18 protein-coding genes are annotated in these 18,399 nt (G+C 66.5%); 11 read left to right on the top strand and 7 right to left on the bottom strand.

From position 1 onward, the window contains the following. Window positions 1-114: 114 nt before the first annotated feature. Window positions 115-1,446, bottom strand: a complete 1,332-nt coding sequence (locus tag R4P95_RS17065; protein ID WP_317745838.1) for an NAD(P)-binding domain-containing protein — start codon at window positions 1,444-1,446, stop codon at window positions 115-117. Between the two features lie 102 nt (window positions 1,447-1,548). Between R4P95_RS17065 and R4P95_RS17070 the strand changes: the two genes are divergently transcribed. Together R4P95_RS17070 and R4P95_RS17075 are read left to right on the top strand one after the other, a co-directional pair. Next, the gene (locus tag R4P95_RS17070; protein WP_317745837.1) at window positions 1,549-2,412 is read left to right on the top strand and encodes a helix-turn-helix domain-containing GNAT family N-acetyltransferase; all 864 of its coding nucleotides are present in this window, start codon (window positions 1,549-1,551) and stop codon (window positions 2,410-2,412) included. Window positions 2,413-2,627: 215 nt separating this feature from the next. Then, complete coding sequence (locus tag R4P95_RS17075) at window positions 2,628-3,593, top strand: bile acid:sodium symporter (protein ID WP_213577727.1); 966 nt, start codon at window positions 2,628-2,630, stop codon at window positions 3,591-3,593. A 42-nt stretch (window positions 3,594-3,635) separates the two neighbouring features. Here R4P95_RS17075 and R4P95_RS17080 read toward each other — a convergent pair whose 3' ends face one another. After that, window positions 3,636-4,337, bottom strand: a complete 702-nt coding sequence (locus R4P95_RS17080; protein ID WP_213576568.1) for a cation diffusion facilitator family transporter — start codon at window positions 4,335-4,337, stop codon at window positions 3,636-3,638. Beyond that, on the bottom strand, window positions 4,337-4,654 hold the full coding sequence (locus R4P95_RS17085) for an ArsR/SmtB family transcription factor (RefSeq protein ID WP_397517731.1): 318 nt from the start codon (window positions 4,652-4,654) through the stop codon (window positions 4,337-4,339). Before R4P95_RS17085 ends, R4P95_RS17080 begins: the two co-directional genes overlap by 1 nt. Window positions 4,655-4,769: 115 nt before the next feature. Here R4P95_RS17085 and R4P95_RS17090 point away from each other — a divergent pair, with 115 nt between their 5' ends. Genes R4P95_RS17090 through arsA form a run of 6 tightly spaced genes read left to right on the top strand, consistent with a single transcriptional unit; the run spans window position 4,770 to window position 9,344 of the window. Then, window positions 4,770-5,159, top strand: coding sequence for an ArsR/SmtB family transcription factor (locus R4P95_RS17090; protein WP_213576566.1), 390 nt, complete (start codon window positions 4,770-4,772; stop codon window positions 5,157-5,159). Beyond that, window positions 5,156-6,268: an ACR3 family arsenite efflux transporter gene (arsB, locus tag R4P95_RS17095; protein WP_317745836.1), complete on the top strand. Its 1,113-nt coding sequence runs from the start codon at window positions 5,156-5,158 to the stop codon at window positions 6,266-6,268. Before R4P95_RS17090 ends, arsB begins: the two co-directional genes overlap by 4 nt. Before the next feature lie 29 nt (window positions 6,269-6,297). Further along, window positions 6,298-6,708, top strand: a complete 411-nt coding sequence (locus R4P95_RS17100; protein ID WP_317745835.1) for an arsenate reductase ArsC — start codon at window positions 6,298-6,300, stop codon at window positions 6,706-6,708. A 15-nt stretch (window positions 6,709-6,723) separates the two neighbouring features. Beyond that, window positions 6,724-7,140 carry a low molecular weight phosphatase family protein gene (locus R4P95_RS17105; protein ID WP_317745834.1) on the top strand — a complete coding sequence of 139 codons (417 nt, stop codon included), beginning with the start codon at window positions 6,724-6,726 and terminating at the stop codon, window positions 7,138-7,140. Window positions 7,141-7,160: 20 nt separating this feature from the next. Beyond that, on the top strand, window positions 7,161-7,565 hold the full coding sequence (gene arsD / locus R4P95_RS17110) for an arsenite efflux transporter metallochaperone ArsD (protein ID WP_317745833.1): 405 nt from the start codon (window positions 7,161-7,163) through the stop codon (window positions 7,563-7,565). A gap of 15 nt (window positions 7,566-7,580) precedes the next feature. Continuing rightward, window positions 7,581-9,344 carry an arsenical pump-driving ATPase gene (gene arsA, locus R4P95_RS17115; RefSeq protein WP_317745832.1) on the top strand — a complete coding sequence of 588 codons (1,764 nt, stop codon included), beginning with the start codon at window positions 7,581-7,583 and terminating at the stop codon, window positions 9,342-9,344. Between the two features lie 40 nt (window positions 9,345-9,384). Here arsA and R4P95_RS17120 read toward each other — a convergent pair whose 3' ends face one another. After that, the gene (locus R4P95_RS17120) at window positions 9,385-10,158 is read right to left on the bottom strand and encodes an alpha/beta hydrolase family protein (protein ID WP_213576524.1); all 774 of its coding nucleotides are present in this window, start codon (window positions 10,156-10,158) and stop codon (window positions 9,385-9,387) included. A 149-nt stretch (window positions 10,159-10,307) separates the two neighbouring features. Between R4P95_RS17120 and R4P95_RS17125 the strand changes: the two genes are divergently transcribed. Then, window positions 10,308-11,507: a Fic family protein gene (locus tag R4P95_RS17125; protein ID WP_317745831.1), complete on the top strand. Its 1,200-nt coding sequence runs from the start codon at window positions 10,308-10,310 to the stop codon at window positions 11,505-11,507. Window positions 11,508-11,731: 224 nt separating this feature from the next. On the opposite strand, the gene R4P95_RS17130 is transcribed toward R4P95_RS17125, so the two are convergent. The 3 genes from R4P95_RS17130 to R4P95_RS17140 form a co-directional block, all read right to left on the bottom strand. Further along, entirely contained in the window at window positions 11,732-12,631 is a 900-nt protein-coding gene (locus R4P95_RS17130) for an alpha/beta hydrolase (RefSeq protein ID WP_317745830.1), read from the bottom strand. Between the two features lie 133 nt (window positions 12,632-12,764). After that, the gene (locus R4P95_RS17135; protein WP_317745829.1) at window positions 12,765-13,409 is read right to left on the bottom strand and encodes a TetR/AcrR family transcriptional regulator; all 645 of its coding nucleotides are present in this window, start codon (window positions 13,407-13,409) and stop codon (window positions 12,765-12,767) included. Next, window positions 13,406-14,881 carry an MFS transporter gene (locus tag R4P95_RS17140; protein ID WP_317745828.1) on the bottom strand — a complete coding sequence of 492 codons (1,476 nt, stop codon included), beginning with the start codon at window positions 14,879-14,881 and terminating at the stop codon, window positions 13,406-13,408. The genes R4P95_RS17135 and R4P95_RS17140 overlap by 4 nt, the downstream gene beginning before the upstream one ends. A 269-nt stretch (window positions 14,882-15,150) precedes the next feature. Here R4P95_RS17140 and R4P95_RS17145 point away from each other — a divergent pair, with 269 nt between their 5' ends. Then, window positions 15,151-15,306, top strand: coding sequence for a hypothetical protein (locus R4P95_RS17145; protein ID WP_317745827.1), 156 nt, complete (start codon window positions 15,151-15,153; stop codon window positions 15,304-15,306). 217 nt (window positions 15,307-15,523) lie between these two features. Beyond that, on the top strand, window positions 15,524-18,394 hold the full coding sequence (locus tag R4P95_RS17150) for a TIR domain-containing protein (RefSeq protein WP_317745826.1): 2,871 nt from the start codon (window positions 15,524-15,526) through the stop codon (window positions 18,392-18,394). Window positions 18,395-18,399: the final 5 nt, after the last annotated feature.

Here is an 18,399-nt window from a genome sequence, read left to right on the forward strand (position 1 = left end):
CGGACGCTCACCGGCCTTCCCGGTTCGGTTGACCGATCGTGGATGGCGGGGCGTCAACCTAGGGGCCCCTCAGCTGCACGTTTCCGCTCGACCCGACGCGCTCTCGGTCACGGACTATCCGTTCGGACGGGCAGACAGAGCGACCAGCTGCGGAGTCGGTGCGGCGCCGCGGCCACCCACGGTGGCGGGTTCGGGTTCGTCGAACACCCCGGCGCCCCCGCACACCCCGGTCTCGGGCAGGGTCAGCTCGACTCGGACCGCGGCGTCGTGATCCCCGCTCAGGGCGGCGGCGATACTGCGGACTTGCTCGTACCCCGTCATTGCCAGGAAGGTCGGGGCACGGCCGTAGCTCTTCATCCCGGCCAGGAACACATGCGGCTCGGGATGTGACAGTTCGGCGACCCCGTGCGGATAGACGGTGCCACAGGAGTGCACGTTCGGGTCGATTAACGGCGCCAACTGGGTCGGGGCCTGCAGCACGGGATCCAGCCCGAGTCGGATCTCCGACAGCCAGGACAGGTCCGGCCGGAACCCGGTGAGCACCACCACCCGGTCGACGTTCTCGATGCGAGCCCCGGCGTCGGAGATCAACGCCACCTGCTCACCGGCGGGTTCGACTGTCGCGGTGCGGAACCCGGGAACCACCTGCAACAATCCGGCATCGACGGCCGCCTTGGCACGCAGGCCGAGGGCGCCGCGGGCGGGTAGCTGGTCGTCCTCGCCGCCGCCGAACGTGGAGCCGACGTCACCGCGGCGCAACACCCAGCTGATGCGGGTGCCCGGGGCCTGCTTCTCCAGACTGGCCAACGCGACGATCGCGGTCAGCGCGGAGTGGCCACTGCCGGCGATGACGGTGTGTTTGCCCGCATACCTTGCTCGCACTGCAGCGTCGGCAAGGTTCGGGACCCGGTACTCGATCCGGTCGGCGGCAGCCTTCTCGCCGAGTGCCGGCAGGCCTTCGCCGCCGAGCGGGTTCGGGGTGCCCCAGGTTCCAGAGGCGTCGATGACCGCCTGAGCGATGATGCGGTCCTCGGTGCCGTCGGCGCGGCGAAGGTGCACCGACAGTGGTTCGGTGTCGCGGCCGGCGTCGACCACCCGGTCCCGGCCGCGGCGGGCCACCCCGGTCACCTCGGTGCCCAGCTGCACCACGTCGTCGAGCGCGGATGCCAGCGGCTGCAGATAGTTCTCGGCCCAGTCCTGGCCGGTCGGATATGCGTCATCGTCCGGGGCTGCCCAGCCGGCCGCCTCGAGCAGTCGGCGAGCGGCGGGGTCGATCAACTCCCCCCAACGGGAGAACAATCGCACATGGTTCCACTCGGTGACGGCAGCACCGGCGACCGGGCCACGCTCGAAGACCAGCGGAGTCAGGCCGCGCTCACGCAATTCGGCGGCGGCGGCGAGGCCGACCGGCCCTGCACCCACTACGACCACAGGCAAAGCACTCATCTCGAAATCCTTTCATCGACGTTCATCGATCTACCGATTTCGGAGAGTATCGATGCTCGTCGATGAATTCAACCATCGATGTATATCGATATAGTGAAGTTCATGAGTTCCGTGGAGATGCCGGCCGCCCCGACCACCCACCCGAAAGATGCGCTGGCGACCGAAGATGCGGTCACCTACGCCGGCTGGTTCGCCTGCCTGGCCGACCCCACCCGGGTCCGGCTGCTACACCAGGTCGCATCCCGGCCTGCCGGGATCACGGTCGGCGAGCTCGCCGACGCCCTCGACATAGGACAGCCCACCGTCTCGCATCACGTCCGCAAGCTCGCGGACGTCGGCTTCGTCACCGTGAACAAAAGCCGCACAAGCACCGTCGTCACGGTCAACCCCTCCTGCTGCACCGGGCTGCCACACGCCGCGGACGCGGTCATGGGCGTGCTGACCTCGCGTCCGTGCTGCCCGGACGACCTACCCGGCGATATAACCGTCCGCCCCATGACAGACGAGGACTGGAACGACGTGCGCCGGATCTACGGCGAGGGCATCGCCACTCGCACCGCCACCTTCACCACCGAAGTGCCCACCCGGGAATCCCTGGACGCACAGTGGCTCCCCGATCATCGGTGGGTCGCCGAGATCGACGGCACGGTGGCCGGCTGGGCCACGCTGAGCCCGACGTCCGGACGGGACTGCTACCGAGGCGTCGCCGAAAACTCGATCTACGTCGCCGACGGCATGCGCGGGCGCGGCGTCGGCAAGACCCTGCTGCGCACCCAGGTCATCGCCGCCGACGGCGCCGGAATCTGGACGCTGCAGACATCGATCTTCCCGGAAAACCGAGCGAGCATCGCCCTGCACCACTCCGCCGGATTCCGCACCGTCGGCGTCCGCGAACGCATCGCCCAACTCGACGGTGTGTGGCGCGACACCGTCTTCCTCGAACGCCGCAGCGCAACGACGACCTGAACGGTGTCCGCGGCGCCCCGGTGTCGAGTGTGCGCGCCCCCGAGGCGGCCGAGCCGGTGGTGACCGAGTTGTTCGGAGTAAGGGCATGACGGTGACCGGCCGGCGATGACCGGTCGCCGACCCAAGTGCGCGACAATGACCGCGCCTTGGGCGTAGGCAAAAAGAACCGACGAGGGAGACGAGCAGTGGCACAGCCACAGGGTGTGGTCGCGCGAATGGAACAGCACCAGGTGGCGATCTACCTCACGGCGATGGTCGCCGGCGCCGGGATCGGCTGGGCCGCACCGGCAGCGGGCCCTGGCCTCGAGCACGCGATCAACCCGGTCCTCGGCGCGCTGCTGTTCGTGACGTTCCTGCAGGTGCCGGCCGCCGAACTGCTGCAGTCACTGCGTGACGGCCGGTTCCTGGCGGCCATTTTGGCGGCCAACTTCCTGCTCGTCCCGCTCGTCGTCGCCGCGATGTTCACCTTCCTGCCCGCCGACCAGGCGGTGCGGATCGGTGTGCTGCTGGTGTTGCTGTGCCCGTGCGTGGACTACGTGATCGTCTTCTCCGGGCTGGCCGGCGGCAGCAGCCGCCGTCTCCTCGCGGCGACCCCGCTGCTGCTGCTCACCCAGATTCTGCTGCTCCCGGTGTTTCTCGTGCTGTTTCTCGGTTCGGACCTGTCCGATATCGTCGACGTCGGACCGTTCGTCACCGCGTTCATCGTCTTGATCGTCATCCCCCTCGCGCTGGCGTGGGCCACCCAGTTCTGGTCGGCGCGTACGCAATCGGGGCGGAGCGCATCGGCGGCGGCGACCGCACTGATGGTGCCGCTGATGGCGGCCACCCTGCTGGTGGTGGTCGCCTCCCAGGTGCCGAAGCTCGAGGGCCAGGTTGCCGATGTGGCCGCGGTGGTCCCCTTCTACGTGGCGTTCCTGGTGGTGATGGCGTTCGCGGGACTGCTGGTCGCCCGGTTGTGTCGGTTGGACCCGCCGGCCGGGCGGGCCGTGGTGTTCAGCGGAGCGACCCGCAACTCCCTGGTCGTGCTGCCCCTCGCGCTGGCCCTGCCCGACCATCTCGCGGTCGCCGCGGTGGTCGTGGTCACCCAGACCCTCGTCGAGGTCGTCGGCATGGTGATCTACGTCCGGTTGGTGCCGCGTCTGCTGCCCGCGGCCACCGATACCTCTCCCGCACCGGCCTGAGCCGGGATTACGCCACGGCGGCGCGGATTCGAGCGCCTCAGTTCACTCGCCGCAACACTCGGAGTCGTGCGCTGCGGTATCGGGGGTGGGATTGACCGGTGCGGCGCAGCAGCTCTCGCCCTTCCAGGCGTTGAGCCCTTCCTTGACGGCGATCACCGCGATCACCAGCGCGGCGATCGGATCCGCCCAGGACCAGCCGAACAGGCTGTTGACCAGCAGGCCGACCAAGAGGACGGCGGACAGGTAGGTGCACAGCAGGGTTTGCTTGGAGTCCGCGACCGCCGAGAGGGAGCCGAGTTCACGTCCGGCTCGCCGTTGCGCCCAGGACAGCACCGGCATGACCGCCAAACTCACAGCAGCCAAACCGATTCCGACAATCGAATGTTGCGCTTCGCCCAGCCCCATCAGTGACCGGAGAGCGTCGACGCTCACATACAGCGCGAGTCCGAAGAAAGAGAAAGCGATGATCCGCAGCGCGATCTTCTCGCGCGCTTCGGGATCTTTGCCCGCGAACTGCCAGGCCACGGCGACCGCCGAGGACACCTCGATCACGGAGTCCAGCCCGAATCCGATCAGCGCGGCAGACGACACCCGAGTGCCCTCGGTGAGCGCGATGACCGCCTCGAGCACGTTGTAAGTAATCGTCGCGGCCACCAACCACCGAATCCGGCGCGAGAGCAACTGGCGACGATCCGCCGAGAGACTGGGTGGCCGCATCCCCGGTGTACCGAGATCGGAAGCCATCAGCAGCACCCTTCCGCATCCGCTGTCGGGCAATGGGACGGATCGACGGCCAGGACCAGACCGATCAAGTCGTCGAGCGCACGCCCGATACGAGGATCCGCCAGTTCGTAGCGAGCCCGTCGCCCTTCGGGGACGGCGACCACCAGTCCACAGCCTCGCAGGCACGCCAGATGATTCGACAGGATCTGCCGCGACACCCCGATCTGCTCGGCCAACTCGGACGGATAGCCCGGCGCTGTCCGCAGACGCAGCAGGATCTGCGTGCGTGTCGAATCCGAGAGCGCGTACCCGAAACGGGCAAGTGCATCACCGTGCATCAGAGTGTCCACACCCAAACGATACATCTTATTCTGTATCCAGAAAAGCATGTACCCAAGCCCATTCATCGACTGTTCATTTGTGGACTGATTCGACGTCTGTCAATATCGACCTATGTCGAATCAGGAACTGCCGGAGAGTGGTGCGTGTTGCTCACCGCTGGTACGCGAACCGTTGACCGAGGACTGGGCCGGCGATCTGGCCCGAATGTTCAAGGCCCTCGGTGACCCGGTCCGCCTGCGCCTGCTCAGCCTCGTGGCCTCTCATGCAGGTGGGGAGGCGTGCGTGTGCGACATCTCCGAAACGTTCGACCTGTCGCAGCCGACGATTTCCCATCACCTGAAGGTGCTCCGGTCGGCGGGACTGCTGGACTGCGAACGCCGCGGCACCTGGGTCTACTACTGGGTGGTTCCGTCCGCGTTGCAGCAGCTGTCCGCGGTGCTGCTCACCGAAGGTGGACCCGTCGTACCGTCCGAGACGTGCGCGGCGGAGGTGCCGGCATGAGCGAGGCAACCACCACCGAACACCACCCGGCCGTCGTCGGAAAACTGTCTACCCTCGACCGGTACCTGCCGGTGTGGATCGGCGTCGCCATGGTGGCCGGGCTGCTGCTGGGCAGGATGATCCCCGGTCTGGGTGATGCCTTGTCCGCGGTGGAGGTCGACGGAATTTCCCTGCCGATCGCCCTCGGTCTGCTGATCATGATGTACCCGGTGCTGGCGAAGGTCCGCTACGACCGTCTCGACACCGTCACCGGCGACCGCAAACTCCTCGTCGGGTCCCTCGTACTGAACTGGGTACTCGGCCCGGCGTTGATGTTCGCCCTGGCCTGGCTGCTGCTGCCGGATCTGCCCGAGTACCGCACCGGCCTGATCATCGTCGGGCTGGCCCGCTGCATCGCGATGGTGATCATCTGGAACGACCTCGCCTGCGGTGACCGCGAGGCCGCCGCCGTGCTGGTGGCGATCAACTCGGTGTTCCAGGTGATCATGTTCGCCGTCCTCGGCTGGTTCTACCTTTCGGTCCTGCCCGGTTGGCTCGGCCTCGAGCAAACCACCATCGACACCTCGCCGTGGCAGATCGCGAAGTCGGTGCTCATCTTCCTCGGCATCCCGCTGCTCGCCGGCTACCTCACCCGCCGCTACGGCGAAAAGGCAAAGGGCCGCACCTGGTACGAGTCCAAGTTCATCCCCCGCATCGGGCCGTGGGCGCTCTACGGGCTGCTGTTCACCATCGTCATCCTCTTCGCCCTGCAGGGCGAGCAGATCACGTCCCAGCCGCTCGACGTCGTCCGCATCGCGATCCCGCTACTCGCCTACTTCGCCATCATGTGGGGTGGTGGCTACCTCCTCGGCGCCGCAATGGGTCTCGGGTACGAGCGCACCACCACCCTGGCGTTCACCGCAGCGGGCAACAACTTCGAACTCGCCATCGCCGTCGCCATCGCCACCTACGGCGCCACCTCCGGCCAAGCCCTCGCCGGTGTCGTCGGCCCACTGATCGAGGTGCCCGTCCTCGTCGGACTCGTGTACGTCTCGCTCGCTCTGCGTGGGAGATTCGCCGAGCAGCGCACGCCCACGCCGGCCGTGACGCTCGACAATCACGACTCCTGATCGACACCTACCTCCGAAAGGCATTTCGCATGGCTTCCCGACCCAGCGTGTTGTTCGTCTGCGTCCACAACGCCGGCCGCTCCCAGATGGCCGCCGGATTCCTCGCCCACCTCGCCGGCGATCGGATCGAGGTCCGCTCCGCCGGATCCGCCCCGGCCGAGACTATCAACTCCGCCGCCGTGGAGGCGATGGCCGAGATCGGCATCGACATCTCCGGCCAGTCCCCGAAGATCCTCACCCCCGACGCCGTCCACACCTCCGACGTGGTCATCACCATGGGCTGCGGCGACGCCTGCCCCGTCTTCCCCGGGGTCAGCTACCGCGACTGGGCCCTCGAGGACCCGGCCGGCAAGGGCGTCGAGGCGGTCCGTCCGATCCGCGACGACATCCGCTCCCGGGTCGAGGCGCTGATCGCCGAACTCGTTCCCGCCACCGCCTGAGACGGGGACAGACCGATGACGAAACCCTCCGTGTTGTTCGTGTGCGTGAAGAACGGCGGCAAATCCCAGATGGCAGCCGGGCTGATGCGAAAAGTCACCGGCAACGGCGTCGACGTGTACTCCGCCGGAACCAAACCCGGCACCGCCGTCAACGCCCTGTCCGCGCAGTCCCTGCTCGAGGTCGGTGTCGACATCACGGGCGAAACGCCGAGATCCGTTGATCCGCAGGTGGTTCGAGACGTCGATGTGGTGGTCACCCTCGGCCGCGAAGCCCACGTCGCCCCCGTGGACGGGACCCGGTTCGAGAACTGGGACACAGATGAGCCGGCCGACCGCGGCATCGACGGGATCGAGCGGATGCACCTGATCCGCGACGACATTGCCGCCCGCGTCGATCAGCTCGCCGCCCAACTCCGTACCACCCGGCCCTGATACCCGAGGAGAACCTGCTCGTGAGCACCATCGAAATTTTCGAACCCGCCCTGTGCTGCAATACCGGCGTCTGCGGCGACGACGTCGACCAGGCGTTGGTCACCTTCTCCGCCGACATGGACTGGGTCCGCTCCCAGGGCGGAGACATCGCCCGGTTCAACCTCGCCAGCGAACCCCTCGCATTCGCCGAGCGGGAACCGGTGAAGGCGTTCCTGCAGGTTTCCGGATCCGAGGGTCTACCGCTGGTGCTCGTCGACGGGGTCACCGCGCAGACCGGCCGTTACCCCGACCGCATCCAACTCGCCAAGTGGGCCGGGCTCGACACTGAAAGCCCTTCTGCGGCACCGGCCGGGATTGCCATGCTCGGGCTCACCGACGCCGGATCCTGCTGCGCCCCAGAGGACGACAGCACCAGCTGCTGCTGAAAGGCTCTGCCTGTTATGAAGTTTCTCGACACCCCGCCCCGCTTCCTGTTCTTCACCGGTAAGGGCGGGGTCGGAAAGACCTCCATCGCCTGCGCCGCCGCGATTCACCTCGCCCGCGCCGGACGCAAGGTCCTGTTGGTGAGCACCGACCCGGCGTCGAATGTCGGGCAAGTGTCCGGGCTGACTATCGGCAACACCATCACCGAGGTTCTCACCGTGCCCGGATTGTCCGCGCTCGAGATCGACCCCGAGCAGGCCGCCGACGCCTACCGCGAACGCATCATCGGACCCGTGCGGGGGTTGTTGCCGGAGAAGGAATTGGCGTCGATCACCGAGCAGCTGTCGGGTTCGTGCACCACCGAGATCGCTTCGTTCAACGAGTTCACCGCCCTGCTCACCGACCACGACGCCGTCGCCGACTTCGACCACGTGCTCTTCGACACTGCACCCACCGGGCACACCATCCGGCTTCTGCAACTGCCCGGATCGTGGACCGACTTCCTGAACGACGGAAAAGGCGATGCCTCCTGCCTGGGCCCGATGTCCGGGCTCGAAAAGCAACGCAGCATCTACGCGGACGCGGTCGCCGCCCTCGCCGACCCGCAGCGCACCCGGCTGGTTCTGGTCGCCCGGGCGCAGCGGTCCCCGCTCGCCGAAATCGCCCGCACCCATACCGAACTCGCCGACATCGGGCTAATCCACCAGTACGTCGTGATCAACGGTGTCCTCCCCGCTCCCGAGAACGGGGACGAGCTCTCTGCAGCGATCTACCGGCGCGAACAGGCCGCCCTCGATGATCTTCCCCGTGAGCTGTGCGCTCTGCCGTCCGATCAGGTCCAGCTCAAGCCCACCAACATGGTCGGCATCAGCGCACTCGAGAGCCTGTTCACGGCGAACCCCGCGGCCACACCGCAGGCCATCGCAGCAGAAGCAACATCGGTGCCGCAGGCGCCGCTGTCCGCCCTCATCGACGAACTCGCTGAAGCCGATCACGGGCTGATCATGTGCATGGGCAAGGGCGGGGTCGGCAAGACCACCCTCGCCGCCGCGATCGCTGTCGCCCTGGCGCAGCGAGGACATGAGGTGCACCTGACCACCACCGATCCGGCTGCCCATCTGACCGACACCCTCGACGGACACCTCGCGGGCCTCGAGGTGTCTCGGATCGATCCGTCCGAGGCCACCGCGCAGTATCGGGATCGAGTGCTGGCCACCAAAGGCGCCGCCCTCGACGAGCAGGGCCGCGCCACCCTCGCCGAGGACCTAGCCTCCCCGTGCACCGAGGAAGTCGCCGTCTTCCAAGCATTCTCCCGGGTCATCCACGAATCTCGCCGCAAGTTCGTCGTCGTCGACACCGCCCCCACCGGGCACACCCTGCTACTCCTCGACGCCACCGGGTCCTACCACCGGGAGATCGCCCGCCAGATGGGTGACAGCACGAATTTCACGACTCCCTTGATGCGGCTGCAAAACCCGGAGGAGACGAAGATCCTGCTGGTTACCCTCGCCGAAACCGTCCCGCGGCTCGAGGCCGAAGACTTGCAAGCCGACCTGCAACGCGCAGGAATCACGCCGTGGGCGTGGATAATCAACAACTCCCTTGCCGCCGCACAACCGATGTCCGACCTGCTCCGGCGGCGGGCTGCGGCGGAGCAATCGGAAATCGATGTGGTCGCGCACCCGCGGGTCGCGGTCGTTCCGATGCAACCCACAGAGCCGGTCGGCGAAGCAGCGTTGACCGCGTTGGTCGAAGCTGAGGTGTTCGGACTCGCGACCTAGCCGCCTGGGATCGGCCAACGGTCATAGCGCTATCGCATGCTCACGACTGATTCGTGAAGAAGGCCACGATGTCGTCGACGCGGAAGTGGTCGGGCGACACGTGTTCGCCGCCCACGACGATCAACTCCGCGGCCATCGACGCGGCGCGCAGCCGTTGCACCCACGGCCCGGTCACTTCGGCGATGTTCGCCACCGCATCCTCCGGCGACGCGTACACGCGGATCGGCACGCCCGCATAGGCGTCCGGCTCGTGGCGGACGACATCCCATGCTTCAGTCTTCGACTCCAGGTCGTGCCCGTCGGCCGACAGCCCGTACGCAGCCGCGAGGGTGACGCGGCCGTGCTCTCCCCGCTCCCAGACCGCTCGCATCGACAATGACGGAGCGACCAATACAGCTCCCTCCCACTGCATTTCCCGCAGGCGGATCGCGTTGGCGGCGGTGGTGGCGCCCATCGACTCGCCGATCAGGAACCGGCGCGAGAGCGGCCACCGGCACGACACCCAGTCGTGGAGGGCACCCAACGCGTCCTGGGCATCTCGGTTTCCCCACAGATCGCCGTGCAGGTAGGGGCTGACGACGAGAAACCCGCCGTCGAGCAGACCGTCGCGTACGCCGGCCCGTTCATCGATCGACGTTTCATCGGCCGTGCGTCCGTGAAGGTAGTAGACGGCTGCAGACGGTGCCACTCCCTGCGGCACCAGGACGAGCGCGCGGTCACCGGATGCCGGAATGGTTACCGCGTACTCGTCGTACCGCGTGAGGCCGGCCGTGCACCGCTCGAGCGGCACAGCTGATTCCTCACGAGCTCTCACGCGGTCACGCTAGCAAGGACGCTCTGATCCCGCTGGGTCACAACCTGGCGAACACCCAGCGGTTTACGCCTGTTCATCATGATCCGTTTCTCACCGCGTACACCACCCATACCATTGGATAAATTGGTAACCAATAGTATGGTCCGGGTATGACATCGGTTGATGACGGACAGCGATGGCCGCCCGTCGCCGACGAGGACCATCCCTGGGTCAGCACCACCGGCGACTACGGATCTCGACGCGAACGTCGCCTCACCGCCGGCCCCTACCGCGCGGCGGTACCGCCATTCATCGCGAACCGGACCATCTCACTGACCGGCGAACTGCAGGCGCTGACGGAGGAAGCGGCGACCGAACTCACCCGCTTCGACGCCGAGGTCGGCCACATCACCGCTCCGTTCGCATCCATTCTGCTGCGCACCGAGAGTGCATCGAGCTCGGAGATCGAGAACCTCACCAGCGGGGCACGCCAGATCGCGCTGGCCGAACTCGGCGAGCACACCTCCCGCAACGCCCGCCTGATCGTCGGAAACGTCCGGGCCATGCAGGCCGCATTGGAGTTGTCCGACCGCATCGACGCCGACGCGATCCTGCAAATGCACCGGGCACTGCTCGAACACGGCGATCCGAACACCGCCGGCCGATGGCGGCAACAGCAGGTCTGGATCGGCGGCGGAAGCCTCGGACCACACACCGCACAATTCGTCCCCCCACATCACGACCGCGTTCCCGAACTGATCGACGACCTGATCGCCTTCGCCAACCGGGTCGACGTACCCGTGGTCGCCCAAATAGCGGTCGCACACGCACAGTTCGAAACCATCCACCCGTTCCCTGACGGCAACGGGCGCGTCGGTCGCGCCCTGATCCAGGCGATGCTGCGCGGCGGGCAGCTCACCCGCAGCGTCGCCGTACCGGTGTCCGCCGGCCTGCTGCACGACACCGCCACCTATTTCCACGCCCTCGGCGAGTACCGGTCGGGCAACCTCGAGCCGATCGTGCAGTCGATCGCGGAAGCATCGTTCGCCGCCGTCGCCAACGGCCGCACCCTCGTCCGGGACCTGGAATCGGTTCGAGCCGACTGGCGCACCCGGGTGACGGCGCGACGAGACGCGGCGGTACACCGCCTCGCCGACCTCCTCCTGCGCCAACCGGTCGTCGACAGCAAGCTCGTCACTTCCACGCTGGGGGTCACCGGCGCCAACGCGCAAATCGCGATCGACCGCCTGGTCGACGCCGGAATACTCACCCAAATCACCGACGGACGACGCAACCGGATCTGGCAAGCCAAGGACGTCGTCCGCGTCCTCGACGAATTCGCCGCCCGCGCCAAACGCCGCCGAGGATGAATGCGGTGGGTGCTCACTCCGCCGGTGACTGGCAACTCGACGCACTCGCACGAACACACCACCCAATTGCCACGCTGGGCTGTGTGCCACAGGTACCGCGTTGTGGGCGTGCCCCAACGCCGCGCGAGTTCGTGAACCGAACAGTCCTGACGACGCCCCCGACTCTTGTGCAGCGGACCGTGCTGGCGCACCTTAAATCCCCACCGTGGCCGCTGCATTTTCTATCAGTGACGCGATGCGGCAACGTCCTCGTCGAGAAATTCCTTCAATCCCCCACTGAAGACATCATTGTCGTCGCCGGCAACCATATGACCGGCCCCGGCAACGTCGATCAGTGTGGCGGTCGGGATCAGCTCGAGTAGTTCCTTGGCGCCTTCTTCACTGACGACATTGGATTGCTTGCCACGCACGAGCATCGTGGGCACGGTGATCGCGGCGGCGGCATCCCGGGCGCGTTCGTAGCGCACGATCGAGTCGGCTTGGCGAGTGGGTTCGTCACCCTGGCGTAGGAACGCCGGATCCCAGTGCCAATACCAGCGACCATCACGCAGGCGAAGGTTCTTGCGCAACCCTTGCGGGTTGGGCTTGCGAACCCGGTTCGGTGTATACGCCGCGATCGCCGCTGCGGCGTCGTCGAGGCTGCCGAATCCATCGAGGCCGCTGCGCATGAAGTCCATGATTTCCGCGGTGCCGGCCGTTTCCACCTTCGGTGCGATATCGACCAGAACCAGACCGCGCGCGAGATCCGGGTTCTCGCCTTGCCCGATCAACGACGTCATCCCGCCCATCGAGGCACCGACGAGTACCGGCTTCTCCCCCAGCTCGCCGATGATCGAGGTCAGGTCGGCGACCAGCGCATCGATGCCGTAGTCCCCGTCCGGCGCCCATTGGCTGTCTCCATGCCCACGTGCGTCCACCGCGATCGCGGACCACCCGTCCGCCGCGAGGCTGCGCCCGGTGTTCCGCCAGGAATGCCGGGTCTGCCCGCCGCCGTGCAACAACAGGACCAAGCCCTTCCTGTCGACGCCTGATCCACCGGCATCAGCCGTCGGTGGATCCCACCGGTCGGCGGCAAGGGTGACACCGGCACCACGGAATTCGGGTTGTGTGACTACGGGATTCATCAAACTTCCTCACCAACATCGTCGAGTCGAGAATTTTCCACCATGGTGCACCACGCGAAGAACAGTGATTCACCTCGCATTCGTTGCGACAAAAGATTTCGCCGCGCACCCCGGCCGGGACCGGACGCAGCCGTTATCGAGTATCGAGCAGTTCCTTGATGTGCGCGACGTGCTCGGAGTCCATCGGCGGCACTTCGAGTGTCTCTGCGCCGGGCCGCAATCCGGCGACCATCACGGCCAGGATTCTCCGCCACCCCGTGTCGGTGACGCCGCGGGTCGTCGCGACGACACCGCGTAGCGACCACAGGATCAACTCCAGGTCCGCGTCCGTGGCATCCTCGCGGATGCGCCCGTGCCGCTTGGCCTGCGCCAGCAACTCGATCAGGATCCGACGATATTCATTCTTGAGAACTGTGGTCTCGTCGTCGTTCCACATACGCGACAGGCATCCGCGGTTCGACGCCAGAATGGCACCGCTGCCGTAGAGCAGCTGCTCCAGACCCTCGCCCTCCGGCGCGGAACTGGCCTCCCGGGCCAGGGCGACGAAGTCCTCGAGCACCTGACGAACCAGTTCACTGATCAACGCATCCTTGGTGGGGAACCGGCGATAGAGGGTGCCGACGCCGACGCCGGCAACCCGGGCGATCTCGTCGACACCGACATCGAGGCCGCGCGCACTGAACACGGTCGCCGCCGCATCGAGGAGCCGTTGTCGGTTCTCCGCGGCGTCGCGGCGCAGCGCCTTGCCGGTCTCCTGAACGCTCACATCGGACCTCATTCGGATTCGTCGCCCACCAGCGTGCCTCCCGCGACCATCGCGAGCTCCGGGTGTCGCAACCCGGGCGACTGCTCGAGATTGGTGGTCGTGTTCCGCTGCATTGCCGGGATGAACAGGGCCGCGACGGCACCGAGACCAACTGCCACACCCAGCATGAGGAATCCGTTTGTGTAGCCGGATTCCTGCGGAACCCCCGACGAGGACGCCCCGGCGGTGACAACGGTGGCCATGCAGGCCGCCCCCAGTGCGCCGCCGATTGTGCGGATGTTCGCGTTCATGCCGCTCGCGACACCGGTCTGTTCCGGTGGCACCGCGGCGACGACAACATTCGACATCGCTGAGAAGGCCAGGCCGAAACCGATACCGACCAACGACATGGCGAGGTAGATGTCCACTTCGGTGTCGTGCTGAAACGCCACCACGAAGTACCCGGCCGCACTGACGATCGACCCGGCGATCAGCAGGTTTTTCGAACCCAGTCGCGCCGCCAGGCGGCCGGAGGCGAGTCCGAGCGCGAACATGCCCACGCTCACCGGCAGCAGCATCAGACCCGACTCGGTGACCGAGGCACCGAAGCCGTATCCGGCCGACGTGGGTGTCTGCAGAAATTGCGGGAGGAAGCCGAACGCGGCGTACATGCCGACCCCCATCAACAGCGCCAACAGGTTGGCGGCCCACACGCTGCGGATCCGCATCATCTTCATGTCGATCAGCGGATTGGCCGACCGCGATTCCACCGTCACCCAGACCGCCACGATGACCGCGGCAGCCACCAGCAGCCCGATGACGATCGGAGAACCCCAACCCCACGCGGGTGCCTGACTCACCCCGAGCAACAACGCGACCAGCCACCCCGACAGCAGCAGTGCGGTGAGCCAGTTGATCTTCCCGGCAGTGCGAACACGGGATTCGGGGACCAGGATCTGCGCGGCCACCCCCGCCAGCACGACCATGATCAGCGGAATCCAGAACAGCCAGTGGTAACCCAGCACGGTTACTATCGGACCAGCAAGGACGATGCCGAGACCGGCGCCGACAGCAGTGAGCGCGGCGATCATGCCAACCGCTCCCACCACCTTCTCCTCCGGGAACTCGTCACGGATGATCCCGAACGCCAACGGCAACACCCCGCCACCGATCCCCTGTATCACCCGAGCCGCGATCATCACCGACAGCGACGTGGCCAGGGCCGCCAGCACAGACCCCACCGCCAGCGCAACAAGGGCAACCACGAACACACGCTTCTTGCCGTGCATGTCACCGAGGCGTCCCATCACCGGAGTGAAGATCGACGCCGACAACAGGTAGGCAGTCAACACCCACGTGATGTCGGCCTGTGTCGTACCCAGCGCCGACTCGAGGGTCGGCAACACCGGCATCACCAGTGACTGCAGCAGGGCAAAGGCACCGACCCCAACAGTCAGAACCGCAAACGTCAGCTGATAATGCGCCCGCCGTGAAGCGGTTTCCATAGATTCTCCCTACAACAACCGGAGCGCTCACTCCGCATACAGGGAAACTTAGCAGGCCTAATCGACTCTCTCCTGTTGAGAGATCAGCGTCACATAGGCGCTTCATCGTCTGGGCGACGCCTATTTCCGCGGAGTTTCACCAACCCCTATCCGAGTCTGGTTCTCGACCGCGGCCGCGAGTCGTTGATCTCGTCGTCGGGAGCGCTGCTGCTGCGCGAGTCCGTCCGGGTCGCGGGGTTGGACCGTGCCTTGTCCGCAGCGTTCGCTCCGTGGCGGCCATCGCGATCGATCCACGATCCAGACGAAGTGACGCCGGAATACTCACCCAAATCACCGACGGACGACGCAACCGGATCTGGCAAGCCAAGGACGTCGTCCGCGTCCTCGACAAATTCGCCGCCCGCGCCAAACGCCGCCGAGGATGAATGCGGTCGGTGCTCGCTCCCCACTGTGGATTCAGGGCACCGCAACTGCGCCGATCCAGATCCTGCTGGGTCACAACCTGGCGAAACTCACCAGCGGCAAGCACTCCGCGAAAAGCCGAGTAGTCGACTACTCGCGATATCCGGGCTCGTTTACGCCAGGCTCAAAATAGTCCCGTCCACGTGACTCGGCACCGGCTCGAGAGCGGAGGAATCACCCATGTGTGCTCAGGCTGCGCAGGCTCCGCGGCAGCGGCAGACCCGCGGGGAAGAAGAGCGGTTCGAATACGACGCCTTCATCTCCTACGCCCACGATGATCGACCGGTCGCCGCCGGCATCCAGAAGGGTCTCCACCGCATCGGCCGTCGAATGGGACAGCTGCATGCCTTGCGGGTATTCCGCGATGCCACCGATCTGATCGCCAGTCCCGACCTGTGGGGCAGGGTAACCGAGGAGATGGGCCGCGCCCGGTACCTGATCGTGGTGCTGTCGCCCCATTCGGTCGCGTCGGGCTGGGTGAACAAGGAGGTCACCCACTGGCTCGAGCGGCATGGACCGGACCGGCTGCTGTTCGTCGTTACCGACGGGCATCTGATCTGGGACGAGGCATCCGGACGGTTCGACCCGGACCGGTCGGATGTTGCCCTGCCGGTCTTGACCCAGCCGGGGATTCTCGCCGCCGAGCCCTTCTACGTCGACGTCACCGAGGACGCGCCGTGGGATCCCGCGTCACCGATGTTCCGGGAAAAGATTACCGATCTGGCCGCTCCCATCCACGGCAAGCCCAAGTACGAACTTGCCGGTGAGGATCTACGCGAACAACGACGCTTCCGGCGCCTACGGCGAGCCGCCATCACCGGTCTGGTCCTGTTGACTGTCCTCGCGGTCGCCGCGGCGACGCTCGCATTCGTGCAACGGCAGGAGTCGATACGTCAGCGGAACCAGGCGATTGCCGTGCGGCTGGTATCGGAAGCCCAGTCCATGCTCGCCGGCGCCCGACCCGGTGGCGACGCACGCGCGCTGAAACAGATATTGGCCGCGCAGTCGATCGGCGCCGAACCAGAGCAGGCTGCCTTGCTCGACGCCGTGCTCGCACGGAAGGAACTACTCGACATCGCCGAGACCACAGCAGCGGGTGTGAAGGACATTGCGCTCTCGTCGGACGAGCGCCGCATCGTCACCGGCGGTGTCGACGGCACCGTACGGCTGTGGGAAGCCGATACCGGCAAGCCGATCGACGCGCCCATGACCGGAAACCAGGGCGAGGTGGTCATTGTGAGGTTCAGTCCGGACGGGCGGCGCATCGCGTCCGGCGGTGCCACCACGGTGCGGGTGTGGGATGCGGACACCGGAGCACCACTCGGCACACCGATGACCGTGGCCCTGGGCGAGGTGTCGAGCGTGGAGTTCAGTCCGGACGGAAGGCGGATCGTCATTGGCTCGAGTGAGGTGACTTCGAGCGGTTTAGTCAATCGCGGTGCAGTTCAGGTATGGGACGCGAATACCGGAGCACCCATCGGCGCACCCATGACCGAGCATGACGGCATGGTCGTGAGTGTGGCATTCGCCCCGGACGGGCGCCGACTCGTTGTCGGTTCCGGCGGACCCGTCCACGGCGCCGTCCGGGTGTGGGATGCAGACACCGGAGCACCCATCGGCGCACCCATGACCGAGCATGACGGCATGGTCGTGAGCGTGGCGTTCGCCCAAGACGGTCAGCGCATCGTCTCAGGTGGTGCCGACGGCACCGTACGGCTGTGGAATGCCGACATCGAAGCACCCATTGGGGAGCCCATGACCGGACACGCGGGTGCAGTAGCGAGTGTGGCCTTCGCTCCCGACGGGGCACGGATCGTCTCAGGCGGCGCCGACGGCACCGTACGGCTGTGGGACGCCGATACCAAAGAACCCATAGGCGAACCTTTGACGGGACACGAAAGTTGGGTCTTGTTTGTGACATTCAGCCCTGACGGCCAACGGGTCATCTCCGGTGGTGGCGACGAAGGCACGGTGCGGGTGTGGGATGTCGAAATCGGTTCGGCCGGCCAAGGCAGTGTTATGAGCGTCGCGTTCGCCCCAGACGGGCGGCGCTTCGTCTCCGCCGGTGCTGACGGCACCCTGAAGTTGTGGGACGCGGATACCGGTTCGCCGATCGGCGAGCTGACGGCCGAACAAGGCGTGGTGATGAGCGTGTCGTTTTCCCCGGACGGGCGGCGCATCGTCTCTGGCACTTTCGCCCCAGCGTCAGACGGCACGACTGCCCAGTCGGGCACCGTGCAACTGTGGGATGCGGATACCCGCCAACCCATCGGCGAACCGATGACCGGACACCAGGGCCACGTATTCAGCGTGGCGTTCGCGCCGAACGGGCTGCGCATCGCCTCCGGCGGCAGCGACGGCACCATCCGACTGTGGGACGCCGACACCCGCCAACCCATCGGCGAACCGATGACGGGACACCGGGATGCAGTGGTGAGCGTCGCGTTTGCCCCGGACGGGCGGCGCATCGCCTCTGGCGGCAGCGACGGCACCATCCGACTGTGGAACCCCGACACTCGCCAACCCATCGGCGAACCGATGACCGGACACCAGGGTGAGGTCACGACCGTGGCATTCGCGCCGGATGGGCAGCGCATAGTCTCCAGCGGTCTCGACGGCACCATCCGGCTGTGGGACCCCGAGACGCGGCAACCGGTCGGCGAACCTCTGAACGGGCAGGCGGGTCCGCTTGCGAGCGTGGCCTTCGCCCCGGACAGCCGCCGCATCGCCTACGCCGGTTATGACCGCTCGGTACGGCTGTGGGATGCGGACACCGGCATGCCGATCGGCCCGCCCATGAGTGGACATACGGATGCGGTGCGCAGTGTGGCATTCAGCCCGGACGGAGGGTCTGTGGTCTCCGGCGGTGTCGACGGCCAGATCTGGCAATGGGCCATTACACCTGCAGATTGGACAGCCACTTTATGCGGCAAGCTCACGATGAATATGAGCCACCGGCAGTGGCGCGAGTGGGTTTCCCCCGACATCGACTATGTCGAACTCTGCCCCGGACTTCCGATTCCCGCCGACGACACCCCACCCGGGAACTGATGGCA

The sequence above is a fragment of the Rhodococcus sp. IEGM 27 genome (genome assembly GCF_033142305.1).
GTDB lineage: Bacteria > Actinomycetota > Actinomycetes > Mycobacteriales > Mycobacteriaceae > Rhodococcus_F > Rhodococcus_F oxybenzonivorans.

What these genes read in the sequence shown, in the direction of transcription:
- R4P95_RS17150 (WP_317745826.1), top strand. Translation starts at nt 15,524, where the DNA reads ATGTGTGCTCAGGCTGCGCAGGCTCCGCGGCAGCGGCAGACCCGCGGG.
- R4P95_RS17135 (WP_317745829.1), bottom strand. Translation starts at nt 13,409, where the DNA reads ATGAGGTCCGATGTGAGCGTTCAGGAGACCGGCAAGGCGCTGCGCCGC.
- R4P95_RS17090 (WP_213576566.1), top strand. Translation starts at nt 4,770, where the DNA reads ATGTCGAATCAGGAACTGCCGGAGAGTGGTGCGTGTTGCTCACCGCTG.
- R4P95_RS17075 (WP_213577727.1), top strand. Translation starts at nt 2,628, where the DNA reads ATGGAACAGCACCAGGTGGCGATCTACCTCACGGCGATGGTCGCCGGC.
- R4P95_RS17125 (WP_317745831.1), top strand. Translation starts at nt 10,308, where the DNA reads ATGACATCGGTTGATGACGGACAGCGATGGCCGCCCGTCGCCGACGAG.
- R4P95_RS17065 (WP_317745838.1), bottom strand. Translation starts at nt 1,446, where the DNA reads ATGAGTGCTTTGCCTGTGGTCGTAGTGGGTGCAGGGCCGGTCGGCCTC.
- arsB (WP_317745836.1), top strand. Translation starts at nt 5,156, where the DNA reads ATGAGCGAGGCAACCACCACCGAACACCACCCGGCCGTCGTCGGAAAA.
- R4P95_RS17085 (WP_397517731.1), bottom strand. Translation starts at nt 4,654, where the DNA reads ATGCACGGTGATGCACTTGCCCGTTTCGGGTACGCGCTCTCGGATTCG.
- R4P95_RS17130 (WP_317745830.1), bottom strand. Translation starts at nt 12,631, where the DNA reads ATGAATCCCGTAGTCACACAACCCGAATTCCGTGGTGCCGGTGTCACC.
- R4P95_RS17100 (WP_317745835.1), top strand. Translation starts at nt 6,298, where the DNA reads ATGGCTTCCCGACCCAGCGTGTTGTTCGTCTGCGTCCACAACGCCGGC.
- R4P95_RS17070 (WP_317745837.1), top strand. Translation starts at nt 1,549, where the DNA reads ATGAGTTCCGTGGAGATGCCGGCCGCCCCGACCACCCACCCGAAAGAT.
- R4P95_RS17140 (WP_317745828.1), bottom strand. Translation starts at nt 14,881, where the DNA reads ATGGAAACCGCTTCACGGCGGGCGCATTATCAGCTGACGTTTGCGGTT.
- R4P95_RS17080 (WP_213576568.1), bottom strand. Translation starts at nt 4,337, where the DNA reads ATGGCTTCCGATCTCGGTACACCGGGGATGCGGCCACCCAGTCTCTCG.
- arsA (WP_317745832.1), top strand. Translation starts at nt 7,581, where the DNA reads ATGAAGTTTCTCGACACCCCGCCCCGCTTCCTGTTCTTCACCGGTAAG.
- R4P95_RS17105 (WP_317745834.1), top strand. Translation starts at nt 6,724, where the DNA reads ATGACGAAACCCTCCGTGTTGTTCGTGTGCGTGAAGAACGGCGGCAAA.